Raw genomic sequence first — 13,747 nt, 5'->3', positions numbered from 1 at the left:
ACGATTCAATCCGAGCCGTCAAGCGATACGCCACTGTCACAGTTGCGAATAGCGGCGACGGCCGCTAGGCTGGGGCCGTCACCAGGAAAGGTCAGGGGTTTTGAGCAAGGATTCGCGGTTGGCGCGCATGGCGCACGTGCTGGTCCACATGGCCTGCCACGAGGGGGCGGCCACGTCGGACACCATCGCCCGCATGCTGAACACCAACCCGGTGGTGGTGCGCCGGACCATGGCGGGCCTGCGCGACCGGGGCTATGTCGCCTCGGAAAAGGGGCCGCGCGGCGGCTGGCGCCTGACACGGCCCTTGGAAGATCTCACCTTGCTGGATGTGCACCGGGCGCTGGAGACGGCGTCGGTCTTCACCATCGGCCCCAGCGCCGACCATGCGGCATGCGTGGTGGAGCATCTGGCCAACCAGGCCATCGCAGGCGCCTTGGGCCAGGCCGAAGCCGTGCTGGAATCGGCGCTGGCCCAGGTGCATCTGTCGGACATCCTGGCGGAGGGACAGGCCCTGCGGGCGGCGATGGACCAGGGCCGCCCCCATCAATGTCCTAACGCGGTGGCGGCTCAGTAGGCCGCCACCGGTCCCCGGCGGCGCAGGTGGCTCACCAGGCCACCCAGGCCCATCATCAGCAGGCCGAACTTCACCAGCCCGCCCACGAAGGGGATCAGCTGCAGCACGGCCAGGATCAGCACCACCAGGGCATAGCGGCGGATGCGGTCGCCCGGGCTGACCGGCGGGCCCCGGCGCTGGGTCACCATGTCGGCCAGGGCGAAGCCGGCCAGGGGCATCGCCACCATCAGCGCCAGGATATAGGCGAAGCCCAGCACCAGGGCCACGGGGATGCCGATGATGGTGATCAGGCAGAACAGGCTGAACAGCGGGACCACGACCAGCAGCACCAGGCCCTTCACCGCCGCCGGGCCGGGGTCGCCGGCGATCCCGGCGGCCACGTTGGTGACCGCGCCGGGGAACAGGATATAGAGCACGGCACCCACCAGCAGCATGCCGACGGCGAAGCTGATCATGCCGATGCCGCCGAACCAGGGCATCCAGATGTGCCAGCCGCTGTGATGGTGGCCACGGGTATCGTTGCCGCTGTCGTTGTCGGCGTCCTCATCCCGGTCGCGGTGGCGATGGTGTTCCATGCCGTCGCCCTTGTACTGGACCTTGCCCTCGATATGGGCGCCGGCCGGCAGTTCCAGCGCATGGCCGCCGCTGAAGGTGACGTCGCCCATGATGTGGGCGCCGGGCTGCAGGATCAGCTTGCCGGAGGTGGCGTCGACGTCGCCCATGATGGTGCCGGCCACGGTCAGCTCGCCGCCCTTCACGGCCACGTCGCCGGCCACCGTGCCGTTCAGCGTGACCTCGCCGCCCAGCAGCGTGGCGTCGCCGGACACGACGGAGCCCTTCTGCATGTCGATGTTGCCGGCCACCAGCACGACGTCGCCGCCCACCTGGCCCGTCAGCGTGGTGCTGCCCGAGACCACGATCAGGCTGTCGGCCACCGTGCCGCCGACCGTGGCGGTGGAGCTGATCAGGATGGCGCTGCCGGCCACCGCGCTGTTGAGCTGGACGTTGCGCCCCAAGGCGATGACCGTATCATCGGCCGTCTGGTCCACCGTGACGTTGCGCCCCGTGTACCAGGCGGCGTCGGCCGGGGCGGGCGCCATTGCCGCCAGCCCAGCCACCATGAGAGCGGCCAACGCCGCCCGAATTCCCCGCACCATGATATCCCCGCGTTGACTTAGATGCCGCCGCGCCTGCGACGGGTCTTCTCCCACCGCCAGTTTCCCTTGGAAGCGCGCCCAGGAGCAAGGGCCGCCCACGCGGACGGGCGGGGGGCCATTATGACGGGGGTGTGACGATGTGTCTGTGAAAGCGCGCGCGGTGCCGCGGGACCAAAGCCCTATCTCGCCGTCAGCAGGCCGCTGCCTTCCTCGGCCAGGGGGCGGTCGCCGGCGATGCTGGTGATGATGGCGCCGGCGGCCGTGTAGCGCTGCTCCGCCCGGGCCCAGACGACGCCCGAGGTGCGTGCGCGGGCGGCGTGGCGGGTGCCGGTCACGGGGTCCACCACCTCCGCCACCGTCTGGCCCACGCTGACCGTGTCGCCCAGCGCCACGGTGTACAGGACCACGCCGGCCACCGGGGCCCGCACGCGGTCCACCCCGGCCAACGGTGTCGCCTGGCAGGCGGGGACGGGGGTCGCGCCCGCGTCGCCCGCCAGCAGGCCGCGCCGGATCAGCACCCGCGCCAGCGCGTCGGCGTCGGTCGCGGCCAGCGCATCGTCCACGTCACGGCGGCCGCGCAGCTCGATGGTGGCGGCCAGGCAGGCGGCGGGCAGGGGCGGCACCGCGCCCGACAGGCCGGCGGTCAGGCGGTTGCGCAGGCGCCACCACAGGCCGGAGCAGGCCTCGTCGAACGGATTGCCGCCCGACTCCAGCGCCAGGAACACGGCGCGGCAGCCCAGCTCGGCCATCAGGTCGGCGGCGTCGGGCCAGGCTTCGGTGCCGGTATAGGCATGGACCAGGGCCTCGCTGTCGCAATGCAGGTCCAGCACCAGGTCGGCGTCGATGGCCAGGCCCATCAAGGTCTTGCGCAGGCTGTCCGCCTCGGTCGCCGTTTCCCAGGCAGCGATGGCGGCCAAGGCGGCGCGGCGCACCAGGGCGACGTTGGCGGCGGCGTCAGGCCCCAGGCGGCCCAGCACCCGGTCGGCCACCGGCGCGGCCAAGTCGGGGAAGTCGCGATTGAAATTGACGCCGCTGCTGAGGGCGAAGCGACCGATGGCCGTGCCCAGCACGGCTTGCGACAGGCCGATGGGGTTGGCGTAGGGCACCAGGATGATGTCGCCCCGCACGCGGCCCTCCGCGTCGGCGGCCTTCAGCCGGTTCAGCAGGTGCTGCGCCACCAGCAGCCCGGGGATCTCGTCGGCGTGCAGGGCCGCCTGGATGTAGGCCTTGGGGCGCGGGGCGGACGCGTCGGGGCTTGCCGGGCCGAAGCGATGGACAATCACGGCCCGGTGGGTGCCCGGGAAGCCATGGTCCAGGATGATCTCTTCGGTGGTCAGCGGCATTCCGGCATCCGCGGGTGAGGGGCCCCAAAAGGCAACCGCCGGATGGGGACCATCCGGCGGTCGGCAATATACCTGAAAAAACGTGACGCTTTCAGGCTTTAGGCGTCTTCGGCTTCCCGAACGTCGCCACCCAGGGCCTTCAGCAGGTCGAACGCGCGGCGGCGCACGGCGCCGTCCGGCACGCGGTAGTAGGCGCGCACCAGCTCCAGCGTCTCGCGCCGGGCCATGGTCTCGCCTTCCTCGCTGCCCAGCGCGATGCGCGTGGCCTGCTCCGTCGCCGGCAGGTCTTCGAAGAAGTACCCGACGGGCACACCCAGCACCTGCGAAAGGTTGAACAGCCGGCTGGCGCTGATGCGGTTCATGCCCCGCTCGTACTTTTGCAGCTGCTGGAACGTGATGCCCACGGCCTCACCCAGGATTTCCTGGCTCAGGCCCAGCAAAGTACGGCGTAAGCGCAAGCGATTGCCGACATGGATATCGATAGGATTGGGACCCTCGCCGCGCTTGGAAAGTGAGTACGCGGACGCAAGGGTACCGGTCACAGAGCTCTTTTGAGCACCCATTTGTATTGACCTCGATTTAACAACTGCCGCCCCTCATTTATCGCAGAATCGCCCTTGGCAAAAGGATTTATCTGAGGATGCGGCAGTTGAGGCCAATGCATGACACATTTGTAATGGTTATTGTTGGTTAACGCGGCATTTGCCTACTGAATTGGCAATGATTTGCCGTCAACCCCTGCGTGTGCGTCCATCCAGGGTCAACAGGGGCGCATAGAGCTCCGGCCGGCGATCGCGGAACACCCCCCAGGAGGAACGGACCTTCGCGATTTCGTCCAAGTCGAAGGTGGCGGTCAGCACCGTCTCCTCCTCGCGATTCGCCTCCGCCACCTTCTCGCCCTTGGGTCCGGCGATGAAGGAGGAGCCGTAGAAGGTGATGGCGCGGTCGTCGTCGGGCTCGGTGCCCACGCGGTTGCTGGCCACCAGCGGCACCAGGTTGGCGCCGGCGTGCCCCTGCATCACCCGCTGCCAGTGGTCGCGGCTGTCCAGGGTGGGATCCTGCGGCTCCGATCCGATGGCGGTGGGGTAGAACAGGATCTCCGCCCCTTGCAGGGCCATGACGCGCGCGGCCTCCGGAAACCACTGGTCCCAGCAGATGGCGGTGCCGATGGTGGCGTAGCGTGTCTTGTAGACCTGGAAGCCCGTGTCCCCGGGGCTGAAGTAGAATTTTTCCTGATATCCCGGGCCGTCGGGGATGTGGCTTTTGCGGTAGATGCCCAGGATGCTGCCGTCGGCGTCGATCATGGCCAGGGAGTTGAAGTAGGCGTTGCCTGCCCGCTCGAAGAAGCTGGTGGGCAGGACGACCTGCAGCTCGCGCGCCAGGGCGGTGAAGCGGGCCAGCACGGGATGGCCCTCCGCCGGGGCGGCGTGGGCGAAGTGGGCGGCCTTCTGGTTGATGCAGAAGTAGGGCGTCTCGAACAGCTCCTGCGGCAGGATGATCTGGGCACCCTGGGCCGCGGCGCGGCGCACCAGCGCCTCCACCCGGTCGATGTTGCCCCCCTTGTTCCAGTCGCACCACGTCTGGGTGGCCGCCACCGTCACCTGTCGCATTGCGCACTCCCTTCCTTCAGCAACCCAATCTGAAACCGGGTCCATGATAACCGTCTTCGTGACAGGCACTAGCGCGCCGTCGCGCCTTAGATGGTGCGGGGTGGTGCAGGTTCCAGCGGTCTGGCCGATTCGTGGGGGCAAGCCTGCGCGCGCCGGGGGCGAGGACCGACGAGGAGCCGGCCGCCACCTGTACTACCAGGGTAGGTCGCGGATCCCGATGGCGGCGCTTATTCGTCGTCGTCGTCGATCTGGGCCGGCATGGCGGCGCCGTCCAGGATGGCGCCCTCCAGCTGGGCGCCGCGCAGGTTGGCGTCGATCAGGTTGGCGCCGGACAGGTCCGCGCCGCGCAGGTCGGCGCCCGACAGGTTGGCGCTGCGCAGGTTGGCGCGCTGCAGGCTGGCCTTCAGCAGCAGGGCGTCGGCCAGGTTGGCGGGCCACAGCCGGCCGATGGGACGGCCGTCCGGCCCCTTGATGTCGACGGAGCCGATCTCGGCCCCGTCCAGCTTGGCGCCCGTCAGGTCGGTGCCGCGCAGGCTGACGCCGTCCAGGGTGGCGCCGGTCAGGTCGGCGCCGCGCAGGTCGGCCCCGGCGAGGTCCGACATGATGAACATGGAATCGCGCAGCTTGGCGCCCACCATCTTGGCGCCCTTCAGGTCGGCGCCGCTGAGGTTCACGCCCTTCAGGTCGATATGGCTGAGGTCCTCGGCCGCAAGCTCCGCCCGGATGCCTTTGGCGCCGTTGCTGAGGATCCAGGTGCGGTGGTGGCCCAGCGCCTTCTGGATCTTCTCCGAGAAGTTTTCCGAGCCGCGGGCCAGGTTGGCGCCCGTGGTGTCAACACCCGTCAGGTCGACGCCGTCCAGGTTGGCGCCCGTCAGGTCGGCGTTCATCAGGATGGCGCCGGCCAGGGTGGCGCCGGTCAGCCGGCAGTCGCGCAGCACGGCGCCCGTCAGGTTGCTGCCCGACAGGTTCACGCCGCGCATGTCGCAATTGGTGAAGTTGGCCGACTTCAGCACCGACTTGGCCAGGTTGCAGCCCGACAGCTGGGCACCGGAGCAATCGGCGCCCACCATGCTGGTCTCGCTGAGGTCGGCGCCCGCCAGGTTGGCGCTGGACAGCAGGGCGTCGTCCATGTCGGCGCCGCGCAGGTCCGACTGCTGCATGCTGACTTGGCCGGGCCCCCGGCGGTCCAGCAGCGCGCCGCCACGCAAATCGGCCTCGCGCAGGATGGCGCCCTTCAGGCGGGCGCCGCGCATGTGGGCGCCGCGCAGGTCGGCGCGGTACAGGTTGGCGTTGATCAGGACGGCGCGGGTCAGCTTGGCGGCGAACAGGTCAGCCATGCTGAGGTTGGCGGTGGTGAAGTCGCAGCCGGTGAGGTTGGCGCCCGACAGTTTGGCCGACTGCAGGTTCATGCCGACGAAGCTGGCGCCCTGCAGGTCGACCAGGGGCAGCATGGCCCGCGCCCCGCCGGTCTTCCGCTTCAGCCAGCGATCGTGCTTTTCCAGTACGGCGATCAGTTCGTGCGGTGTCATGCCCCGATCGGGCCCCTCAGCAGCGATCACAAATTTGCGGGCAGTCTGTATTTCTTTTGGACTGGTTACAACTAATCATCCTACCCCTTTGCTAAGAAAACATTGACGCTGGCGGCGCATTGGACAAGCTAGGTCGTGAATCCGCAGCCCGCGCCGCGGGTAAAAGGGGGACGGGACCCGGGCGGAATCGGGGGCCGTCATCCTTTCAGGTCCTGATAAAATCCTGGGCGGCCCCCTCCGGGGATGCCGCCGCTCATCGTTTTCGCCGTTTACCGCTTTCAAGGAACAAGAGCCAATGTCGACCGGCCATATCGTGGCGTCCTATGACGAGGAACTGGCCCAGCTGCACCGCACCATCACGGATATGGGGCGCTTGGCCTCCACGCAGCTGAGCCGGGCGCTGAAGGCGACGCTGGAACGGGATGGCGACTTGGCCGCCGCCGTCATGGCCGACGATGCCCTGGTCGACGCCCTGGAGAATCAGATCGAGAACCAGACGCTGAAGCTGCTGGCGCTGCGGGCCCCGGTGGGCCGGGACCTGCGCGAGGTGGTGGCGGCGCTGAAGATCGCCAACAACCTGGAACGCATCGGCGACTTCGCCGCGAACGTGGCCAAGCGCTCGCTCGCCCTGAACCAGATGCCGGAGGTGGAGCTGACCCGCTCGCTGCGCCGCATCGGCGACGCCGCCAACGACATGCTGACCCGGGTGGTGACGGCGTATGCCGATGCCGACGCGGCGGCGGCCTTGGCCGTGCGCGAGGCGGACAATGAGGTGGACCTGGCCTACACCGCCCTGTTCCGCGAACTGCTGACCTATATGATGGAAGCGCCGCAGCGCATCACCGCCTGCACCCACCTGATGTTCGCCGCCAAGAACCTGGAGCGTATCGGCGACCACGCGACCAACATCGCCGAGACGCTGTGCTTCCAGGTGCTGGGGCAGGCCCCCGACGCGGAGCGCGTCAAGGGGGACGACACCGCGCTGACCATCGTCACGCCGCCGGCGTGACCCCCGCCAGTGTGACATCGGGGGTGTTGCGCCGGATACCGGGCATAGATCTGGCATGTGGTTTGCTGGGGTGACGGGTGGGGGACCGTCCGGTGGCGGCTTCCCTTCCAGAATCGAGCCGCCAGAGATGAACCGCCCCATGCCCCGCGCCGCCCTCCGGTCCCGACTTTCCTCCCACCTCCGCGCCCTGCCCGCGGCGGCGCTTGGCGGCCTGCTGCTGGCGGGTGGCCTGGTGTCGGGCTGTTCGGAACGGCCCATGGCGGCCGCCTTCCTGACGCCGCCGCAGTACAAGATGGAAACGGCGGCCCATTGGGTGATCGTGGCCAAGGACGTGGCCTCGGCAGTTTCCGCCTACCTGCAGGAGCAGACGGGGCAAAAACCGCCGGTGCAGATCTATCTGACCCGGCACAGCGACACCACCTTCGCCGACGCCTTCCAGCAGGCGCTGACCACCGCCTTCGTCCAGAACGGCCACGCCGTGGCCATGGAGCCCAAGCCCGACGTGGTTGCGGTGGCCATCGACGCCAACGCCATCGCCCATCCGAAGTTCACCAACGCCAACCACACCGTGCCCGGCCCGCTGACGGCCCTCGGCGCTGGCGTGGCCGTGGGCAAGCTCATGCTGGACGCCATGCCCTGGGGAATCACGGCCGCGGCCGGCGGCCTGGCGCTGGACACCGCCCGCGCCACGGTGGAAGAGACCTCGACCGAACTGATGCTGACCGTCTCCATCAGCCGGGACGGCTACTACATCTATCGCTCGCAGGCGGTCTATTATGTGAACGACGACGCGCTGGCCGAATATGTCGGCGGCCCGGGCACCCACTACCGCAGCTTCAACGACGTGCCCGAAGGCAATGTCGGACTGGATTTGGGGCACAAGCCCTACGTGATTCGCTGACGCCGTTTCGTGGCTGCGGCCGCCCGAAGCCGTCCGGCGGGGGCGAAAAACCAAGACTGGTGCCGGCTGCGAGACTTGAACTCGCGACCTACCGCTTACAAGGCGGTTGCTCTACCAACTGAGCTAAGCCGGCTCCCAAGATCCCAGAAATGCTCCCGGGTGCGGAACGCGCGCAGACCTTAGCGTCGCCGCGCGACCTCGTAAAGCGCCACGGCGGCCGCGTTCGACACATTCAGGCTGCCGATGGGGGGCTGGGTCGGCAGGTGGGCCAGGGCGTCGCAGCGTTCCATGGTCAGGCGGCGCAGCCCATCCCCCTCGGAGCCCATGACGACGGCCACGCGGCCGGGGAAGTCCAGCGCGTGCAGGGGCTTGGGGCCCGATTCGGCCAGGCCGACGCAGAAGAATCCGCCATCCCGCAATTCGGTCAGCGCCCGGGACAGGTTGGTCACCCGCACCAGGGGAACCACCTCCAGCGCGCCCGAGGCGGTCTTGGCCAGCACGCCCGTCACCTCCGGCGCGTGCCGGTCCTGGACGATGACGGCCTTGGCGCCGAAGGCGGCGGCGGAGCGCAGGATGGCGCCCACGTTGTGCGGATCGGTCACCTGGTCCAGCACCACCACCATGTCCGTCTCACCGCAGGCGCGGGCGACGTCGGCGATGTCCAGCTCGGGCAGGGCGCCGGCGTCCAGCACCAGGCCCTGGTGCACGGCACCGGCCGGCAGCAGGCGGTCCAGGGCCTCGCGCTCCACCACCGTGGGCTCGGGCCGGGCGAGGCCGGCGGCCTTGGCCTGGGCGAAGGCCTCGGTCATCAGCTCCAGGCCCGCCGGTGTGGCCAGCAGGGCCTTGCAGCGCCGCTCGGGGTTGGTCCAGGCGGCCACCACCGGGTGCTGGCCATAGAGCATGCCGGGCTTGGGCGTGGCCTTGGGGGCCGCGGGCTTCTTGGCGCCGCCCCGGGGCTCACCGCGTCCCTCGGCCCGTCCATCGGCGCGCGGCGCGCCGTCCGCACGACCCTCCTGCGCGCGCGGGCGCTCGCCCTGGCCGCGCGGCGTGGACGCGCCCGGGCGGCCGCCATCGCGGGGCGGACGGGGGGAATTGGGGGAGGAGGGGCCGTTGCCGCCGGTGCGGGAACCACCCTGGTTGGAAAATCCAGATCGCTTCATGGTGCCATCCTTAGCGCCAAGCGGTGCAGGGTTGCCACTGCTTTCCGCAGGGCATGGCACGGTTGCCGCCAAGTCTTTTCATCCGACCAACATTTCCCCGTTGACAGGAGGGGGTCGAAACGCCTACCCACCTGTCCACCGTTTTCGACCCCGGTCGGACACGCGGCGACGGAAGGGTGGCCGAGTGGTTAAAGGCAGCAGACTGTAAATCTGCCCGCGTTAGCGTACGTAGGTTCGAATCCTACCCCTTCCACCACTTTGCCGGTAAAACCGCCCCCCAGTGATGAGGGGTGGGTTTACTGGTTCCCCGCGTGCGCGAAGCAGTTCCGGGGTATGGGGCGGCAGAGACTTAGGCGGGTGTAGCTCAATGGTAGAGCAGAAGCCTTCCAAGCTTACGACGGGGGTTCGATTCCCCTCACCCGCTCCAGTACAAAGCTCCACGCGAAATCCTAAAGCTTAACTTCAGACTGTCAGGCAAAGGCGGACAAGACCATGGCCAAGGCGAAATTCGAGCGCACCAAGCCGCACTGCAACATCGGCACGATCGGTCACGTTGACCATGGCAAGACGTCGCTGACGGCTGCGATCACGAAGGTGCTGGCTGAAACCGGTGGCGCGACGTTCACCGCGTACGACCAGATCGACAAGGCGCCGGAAGAGAAGGCGCGCGGCATCACGATCTCGACGGCGCACGTCGAGTACGAGACGGCCAACCGTCACTATGCCCACGTCGACTGCCCCGGCCACGCCGACTATGTGAAGAACATGATCACCGGCGCCGCGCAGATGGACGGCGCGATCCTGGTCGTGTCCGCCGCCGACGGCCCGATGCCGCAGACCCGCGAGCACATCCTGCTGGCCCGTCAGGTCGGCGTGCCGGCTCTGGTGGTGTTCATGAACAAGGTCGACATGGTCGATGACCCCGAGCTCTTGGAGCTGGTGGAGCTGGAAGTGCGCGAGCTGCTGAGCAGCTACGACTTCCCTGGCGACGACATTCCGATCGTGAAGGGCTCCGCCCTGTGCGCGCTGGAGAACCGCAGCCCCGAGATCGGCCATGACGCCATCCTGGAGCTGATGAAGCAGGTCGACGCCTACATCCCGCAGCCGGAGCGTCCGGTTGACAAGCCCTTCCTGATGCCGATCGAAGACGTGTTCTCGATCTCGGGCCGCGGCACCGTGGTGACCGGCCGTGTCGAGCGCGGCATCGTGAAGGTGGGCGAGGAAATCGAGATCGTCGGCCTGAAGGCGACGGTCAAGACGACCGTGACCGGCGTCGAGATGTTCCGCAAGCTGCTGGACCAGGGCCAGGCTGGCGACAACATCGGCGCGCTGCTGCGCGGCACGAAGCGTGAGGACGTCGAGCGCGGCCAGGTTCTGGCCAAGCCCGGCTCGATCACGCCGCACACCAAGTTCGTGGCCGAAGCCTACATCCTGACGAAGGAAGAAGGCGGCCGTCACACCCCGTTCTTCACCAACTACCGTCCCCAGTTCTACTTCCGCACCACGGACGTGACGGGCATGGTCTCGCTGCCGGAAGGCACCGAGATGGTGATGCCGGGCGACAACGTGCAGGTGACCGTGGAGCTGATCGCCCCGATCGCCATGGACGAAGGCCTGCGCTTCGCCATCCGCGAAGGCGGCCGCACCGTCGGCGCCGGCGTGGTCGCGAAGATCATCGCCTAAGGGACGTTTGGGTCGCGCGGCGGGTCTTCCCTGAAGGCCCACCGCACCCATGCGATTTGGTGAGGGGTGCCCCGGTCGGCCGGTGGCGCCCCTTGCCTTTAAGTAGGGGGAGGGTCGTCGGAGGCCCTCCGGCGGTCTCCGGGAATATCCTGGGCGCCGACGGTCAAACCCCTGAAAACACCGTTCTTTCCGGGCCTTTAAGGCTGCTGGGGGAAGGTGGTGCCGGCCCACCGGCCGCCTGTACAGACGCAGATCTGCCCCGCATACGAGGGGTATGCTGTTTTATCTGGACAAGCGGTTCCGAATGGTGAATAAACCGGCCCTCCGAGACGCGGGAAACTGCGGCCGGCGACGTAGGAGTGTAGCTCAATTGGTAGAGCACCGGTCTCCAAAACCGGGGGTTGGGGGTTCGATCCCCTCCACTCCTGCCACGTCGTCCCGCTGAACAGCGTGTCCGGACGGCCAAGCGGGCCGGTGACGGCAGCGATGCCGAAACAGTGTGACGAGTAGCTCTGAACGTGGTGGCGTAGCCCTTATGGCGAAGACCAGTCCTGCCCAGTTCGCGCGCGAAGTGCGCCGTGAGATCGCCAAGGTGACGTGGCCGACCCGCAAGGAAACGGTCATCTCCACCTGGATGGTGTTCCTCATGGTCATCGTCGCGTCTCTGTTCTTCCTGGCGGTCGATCAGATCATCGCGTTCGCTGTCCGCCTCGTTTTCGGTATCGGAGGCTAAGGTCATGGCCGCGCGTTGGTACGTTGTTCACGTTTATTCCGGATTCGAAAAGAAGGTCTCTCAGTCGATTCGTGAGAAGGCCGCCCAGAAGGGTCTGGAAGATCAGTTCGAGGAAATCCTGGTCCCGACCGAAGAGGTCGTGGAGGTGCGCCGCGGCGCCAAGGTGAACTCCGAACGTAAGTTCTTTCCCGGCTACGTGCTGGTGAAGATGGAGCTGACGGACGAGAGCTGGCACCTGGTGAAGAACGCGCCGAAGGTGACGGGTTTCCTGGGTGGCGGCGGCAAGCCGCAGCCCATCAGCGAGGCGGAAGCCTTGCGCATCATGAACCAGGTGCAGGAAGGGATCGAGCGGCCCAAGCCCTCCATCCACTTCGAAGTGGGCGAGAACGTGCGCGTCACCGACGGCCCCTTCACCTCGTTCACCGGCCTCATCGAGGAGGTCGACGAGGACAAGGCGCGGGTCAAGGTGGCGGTGTCCATCTTCGGCCGTGCGACCCCCGTCGAGCTCGAGTACGCGCAGGTCGAAAAGATTTAAGCGGGACGGCGCCCCGGTTCTTCGGAACCCGGGGCGCCTTCCCATTCCCCGCGTGGGAGGTAAGCCCGAAGGTCCCGGCAACGGGGCCGAAGTCCATGGGGCGAACCGGACCACGCATCCCGCAGATCCGGGTGGCGCCCCTTGACCGGGGTTCCGTCCGGATTGTTGTTGAGGACGTATCATGGCGAAGAAGATCGTCGGTTATATCAAGTTGCAGGTGCCGGCCGGCAAGGCCAACCCGTCGCCGCCCATCGGTCCGGCCCTGGGTCAGCGCGGCCTGAACATCATGGAATTCGTGAAGGCCTTCAACGCGAAGACGGCCGACCTGGAGCAGGGCATGCCCATCCCGGTCGTGATCACCGCCTACGGTGACCGCACCTTCACGTTCGTCACCAAGACCCCGCCGAACACCTACTTCCTGAAGAAGGCCGCCGGCATCACCAAGGGCGCCGTCCAGGTGGGCAAGGGCGCCCCGGTGGGCAAGGTGAAGATGTCGCAGATCCGCGAAATCGCCAAGACGAAGATGCCGGACCTGAACGCGAACGACATCGAGGCGGCTGCCAGCATGCTGGTCGGCTCGGCCCGTTCCATGGGCCTGGAAGTGGTGGAGGATTGATCATGGCCGGCAAGCGTCTCAAGAAGGCTAACGCCACCGTCGACCGGAACAAGTTCTACGCCCTGGACGAGGCCGTCCAGTCGGTGAAGGGCAACGCCACCGCCAAGTTCGACGAGACCGTCGAGATCGCCATGAACCTGGGCATCGACCCGCGTCATGCCGACCAGATGGTCCGCGGCATGGTCCAGCTGCCCAACGGCACCGGCAAGACCGTTCGCGTCGCCGTGTTCGCCCGTGGCGCCAAGGCTGACGAAGCCCTGGCCGCCGGCGCCGAGCTGGTGGGTGCGGAAGACCTGGCCGAGAAGATCCAGGCGGGCGAGATGAACTTCGACCGCTGCATCGCCACCCCGGACATGATGGCCCTGGTGGGTCGTCTGGGTAAGGTGCTGGGCCCGCGCGGCCTGATGCCGAACCCGAAGCTGGGCACCGTGACGATGAACGTGGGCGAAGCCGTGAAGTCCGCCAAGGGCGGCTCGGTCGAGTTCCGCGCCGAGAAGACCGGCATCGTGCATGCCGGCGTGGGCAAGGCCAGCTTCAGCCAGGAAGCCCTGGCCGAGAACATCAAGGCCTTCGTCGGCGCCATCAACCGCGCCAAGCCGACGGGCGCCAAGGGCACCTACATCGAGAAGGTCAGCCTGAGCTCCTCCATGGGCCCGGGTCTGAAGCTCGACGTCGCCGCCCTGGTCGCGTCGATCTCGGCCTAAGGCTGAAGAGAGTTTCCGTCCAAGCCGTCCGTTCCCTCCGGGGGGCGAACGGCGAGGTCGGCGGAGGGCCGGAGCGATCCGTTCCTTCAACCCTGTCCAAGACTGCGGGCGCCAAGCCGGGGCCGATCATCCCTTCGGGGGCGTGACGACCGGGGCGGCTTAATGAATGCCGGCATAGACGGGAGTAGCAAGC

14 protein-coding genes and 4 tRNA genes are annotated in these 13,747 nt (G+C 67.7%); 11 read left to right on the top strand and 7 right to left on the bottom strand.

Going from position 1 to position 13,747, the window contains the following annotated elements:
* Positions 1-100: 100 nt before the first annotated feature.
* Positions 101-574, top strand: coding sequence for an Rrf2 family transcriptional regulator (locus tag UAJ10_RS20635; RefSeq protein ID WP_322917091.1), 474 nt, complete (start codon positions 101-103; stop codon positions 572-574).
* On the opposite strand, the gene UAJ10_RS20630 is transcribed toward UAJ10_RS20635, so the two are convergent.
* From UAJ10_RS20630 to UAJ10_RS20610, 5 genes are all read right to left on the bottom strand, one after another.
* A complete protein-coding gene (locus tag UAJ10_RS20630; protein WP_322917090.1) occupies positions 568-1,674 on the bottom strand; it encodes a bactofilin family protein in 1,107 nt (368 codons plus the stop codon). The genes UAJ10_RS20635 and UAJ10_RS20630 overlap by 7 nt on opposite strands.
* 236 nt (positions 1,675-1,910) lie before the next feature.
* Positions 1,911-3,074, bottom strand: coding sequence for a succinylglutamate desuccinylase/aspartoacylase family protein (locus tag UAJ10_RS20625; RefSeq protein ID WP_322917089.1), 1,164 nt, complete (start codon positions 3,072-3,074; stop codon positions 1,911-1,913).
* A gap of 98 nt (positions 3,075-3,172) precedes the next feature.
* On the bottom strand, positions 3,173-3,637 hold the full coding sequence (locus UAJ10_RS20620) for a helix-turn-helix domain-containing protein (RefSeq protein ID WP_040848567.1): 465 nt from the start codon (positions 3,635-3,637) through the stop codon (positions 3,173-3,175).
* A gap of 168 nt (positions 3,638-3,805) precedes the next feature.
* Positions 3,806-4,684 (bottom strand): N-carbamoylputrescine amidase, encoded by an 879-nt coding sequence (gene aguB, locus UAJ10_RS20615; RefSeq protein WP_322917088.1) that lies wholly within the window; start codon positions 4,682-4,684, stop codon positions 3,806-3,808.
* A gap of 227 nt (positions 4,685-4,911) precedes the next feature.
* On the bottom strand, positions 4,912-6,213 hold the full coding sequence (locus tag UAJ10_RS20610) for a pentapeptide repeat-containing protein (protein WP_322917087.1): 1,302 nt from the start codon (positions 6,211-6,213) through the stop codon (positions 4,912-4,914).
* Between the two features lie 295 nt (positions 6,214-6,508).
* Between UAJ10_RS20610 and phoU the strand changes: the two genes are divergently transcribed.
* Complete coding sequence (gene phoU / locus UAJ10_RS20605) at positions 6,509-7,222, top strand: phosphate signaling complex protein PhoU (protein WP_322917086.1); 714 nt, start codon at positions 6,509-6,511, stop codon at positions 7,220-7,222.
* 139 nt (positions 7,223-7,361) lie between these two features.
* Positions 7,362-8,123, top strand: coding sequence for a hypothetical protein (locus UAJ10_RS20600; RefSeq protein ID WP_322917085.1), 762 nt, complete (start codon positions 7,362-7,364; stop codon positions 8,121-8,123).
* A gap of 57 nt (positions 8,124-8,180) precedes the next feature.
* Here UAJ10_RS20600 and UAJ10_RS20595 read toward each other — a convergent pair.
* Positions 8,181-8,256: transfer RNA gene (locus tag UAJ10_RS20595), tRNA-Thr, on the bottom strand.
* A 46-nt stretch (positions 8,257-8,302) separates the two neighbouring features.
* Entirely contained in the window at positions 8,303-9,283 is a 981-nt protein-coding gene (rlmB, locus tag UAJ10_RS20590; protein WP_322917084.1) for a 23S rRNA (guanosine(2251)-2'-O)-methyltransferase RlmB, read from the bottom strand.
* A gap of 170 nt (positions 9,284-9,453) precedes the next feature.
* Here rlmB and UAJ10_RS20585 point away from each other — a divergent pair.
* The 8 genes from UAJ10_RS20585 to rplA all read left to right on the top strand — a co-directional run bounded on the left by UAJ10_RS20585 (position 9,454) and on the right by rplA (position 13,554).
* A tRNA-Tyr gene (locus UAJ10_RS20585) sits at positions 9,454-9,539 on the top strand.
* Positions 9,540-9,636: 97 nt separating this feature from the next.
* Positions 9,637-9,710, top strand: a tRNA-Gly gene (locus tag UAJ10_RS20580).
* 65 nt (positions 9,711-9,775) lie between these two features.
* Entirely contained in the window at positions 9,776-10,966 is a 1,191-nt protein-coding gene (gene tuf / locus UAJ10_RS20575) for an elongation factor Tu (RefSeq protein WP_322916196.1), read from the top strand.
* Positions 10,967-11,321: 355 nt separating this feature from the next.
* Positions 11,322-11,397 (top strand) — tRNA-Trp (locus UAJ10_RS20570).
* A 104-nt stretch (positions 11,398-11,501) separates the two neighbouring features.
* The gene (secE, locus tag UAJ10_RS20565; RefSeq protein WP_040842369.1) at positions 11,502-11,699 is read left to right on the top strand and encodes a preprotein translocase subunit SecE; all 198 of its coding nucleotides are present in this window, start codon (positions 11,502-11,504) and stop codon (positions 11,697-11,699) included.
* Between the two features lie 4 nt (positions 11,700-11,703).
* Positions 11,704-12,234, top strand: coding sequence for a transcription termination/antitermination protein NusG (gene nusG / locus UAJ10_RS20560; RefSeq protein WP_004271317.1), 531 nt, complete (start codon positions 11,704-11,706; stop codon positions 12,232-12,234).
* Positions 12,235-12,415: 181 nt separating this feature from the next.
* Complete coding sequence (gene rplK, locus UAJ10_RS20555; protein WP_044562769.1) at positions 12,416-12,850, top strand: 50S ribosomal protein L11; 435 nt, start codon at positions 12,416-12,418, stop codon at positions 12,848-12,850.
* Positions 12,847-13,554 (top strand): 50S ribosomal protein L1, encoded by a 708-nt coding sequence (gene rplA / locus UAJ10_RS20550; protein WP_416235386.1) that lies wholly within the window; start codon positions 12,847-12,849, stop codon positions 13,552-13,554. The genes rplK and rplA overlap by 4 nt, the downstream gene beginning before the upstream one ends.
* Positions 13,555-13,747 lie beyond the last annotated feature (193 nt).

Origin of the sequence: Nitrospirillum guaranorum (genome assembly GCF_034653275.1) — a bacterium.
Taxonomy (GTDB): domain Bacteria; phylum Pseudomonadota; class Alphaproteobacteria; order Azospirillales; family Azospirillaceae; genus Nitrospirillum.
The sequence above is the reverse complement of the archived record's forward strand: the minus strand, read 5'-3'. Positions and strand labels throughout refer to the sequence as shown.

Excerpts from the sequence above, each read along its gene's own strand:
- nusG (WP_004271317.1), top strand. The coding sequence starts at position 11,704 with ATGGCCGCGCGTTGGTACGTTGTTCACGTTTATTCCGGATTCGAAAAG.
- phoU (WP_322917086.1), top strand. The coding sequence starts at position 6,509 with ATGTCGACCGGCCATATCGTGGCGTCCTATGACGAGGAACTGGCCCAG.
- UAJ10_RS20630 (WP_322917090.1), bottom strand. The coding sequence starts at position 1,674 with ATGGCGCCCGCCCCGGCCGACGCCGCCTGGTACACGGGGCGCAACGTC.
- UAJ10_RS20610 (WP_322917087.1), bottom strand. The coding sequence starts at position 6,213 with ATGACACCGCACGAACTGATCGCCGTACTGGAAAAGCACGATCGCTGG.
- secE (WP_040842369.1), top strand. The coding sequence starts at position 11,502 with ATGGCGAAGACCAGTCCTGCCCAGTTCGCGCGCGAAGTGCGCCGTGAG.
- UAJ10_RS20620 (WP_040848567.1), bottom strand. The coding sequence starts at position 3,637 with ATGGGTGCTCAAAAGAGCTCTGTGACCGGTACCCTTGCGTCCGCGTAC.
- rlmB (WP_322917084.1), bottom strand. The coding sequence starts at position 9,283 with ATGAAGCGATCTGGATTTTCCAACCAGGGTGGTTCCCGCACCGGCGGC.
- aguB (WP_322917088.1), bottom strand. The coding sequence starts at position 4,684 with ATGCGACAGGTGACGGTGGCGGCCACCCAGACGTGGTGCGACTGGAAC.
- rplK (WP_044562769.1), top strand. The coding sequence starts at position 12,416 with ATGGCGAAGAAGATCGTCGGTTATATCAAGTTGCAGGTGCCGGCCGGC.
- UAJ10_RS20600 (WP_322917085.1), top strand. The coding sequence starts at position 7,362 with ATGCCCCGCGCCGCCCTCCGGTCCCGACTTTCCTCCCACCTCCGCGCC.
- tuf (WP_322916196.1), top strand. The coding sequence starts at position 9,776 with ATGGCCAAGGCGAAATTCGAGCGCACCAAGCCGCACTGCAACATCGGC.
- UAJ10_RS20625 (WP_322917089.1), bottom strand. The coding sequence starts at position 3,074 with ATGCCGCTGACCACCGAAGAGATCATCCTGGACCATGGCTTCCCGGGC.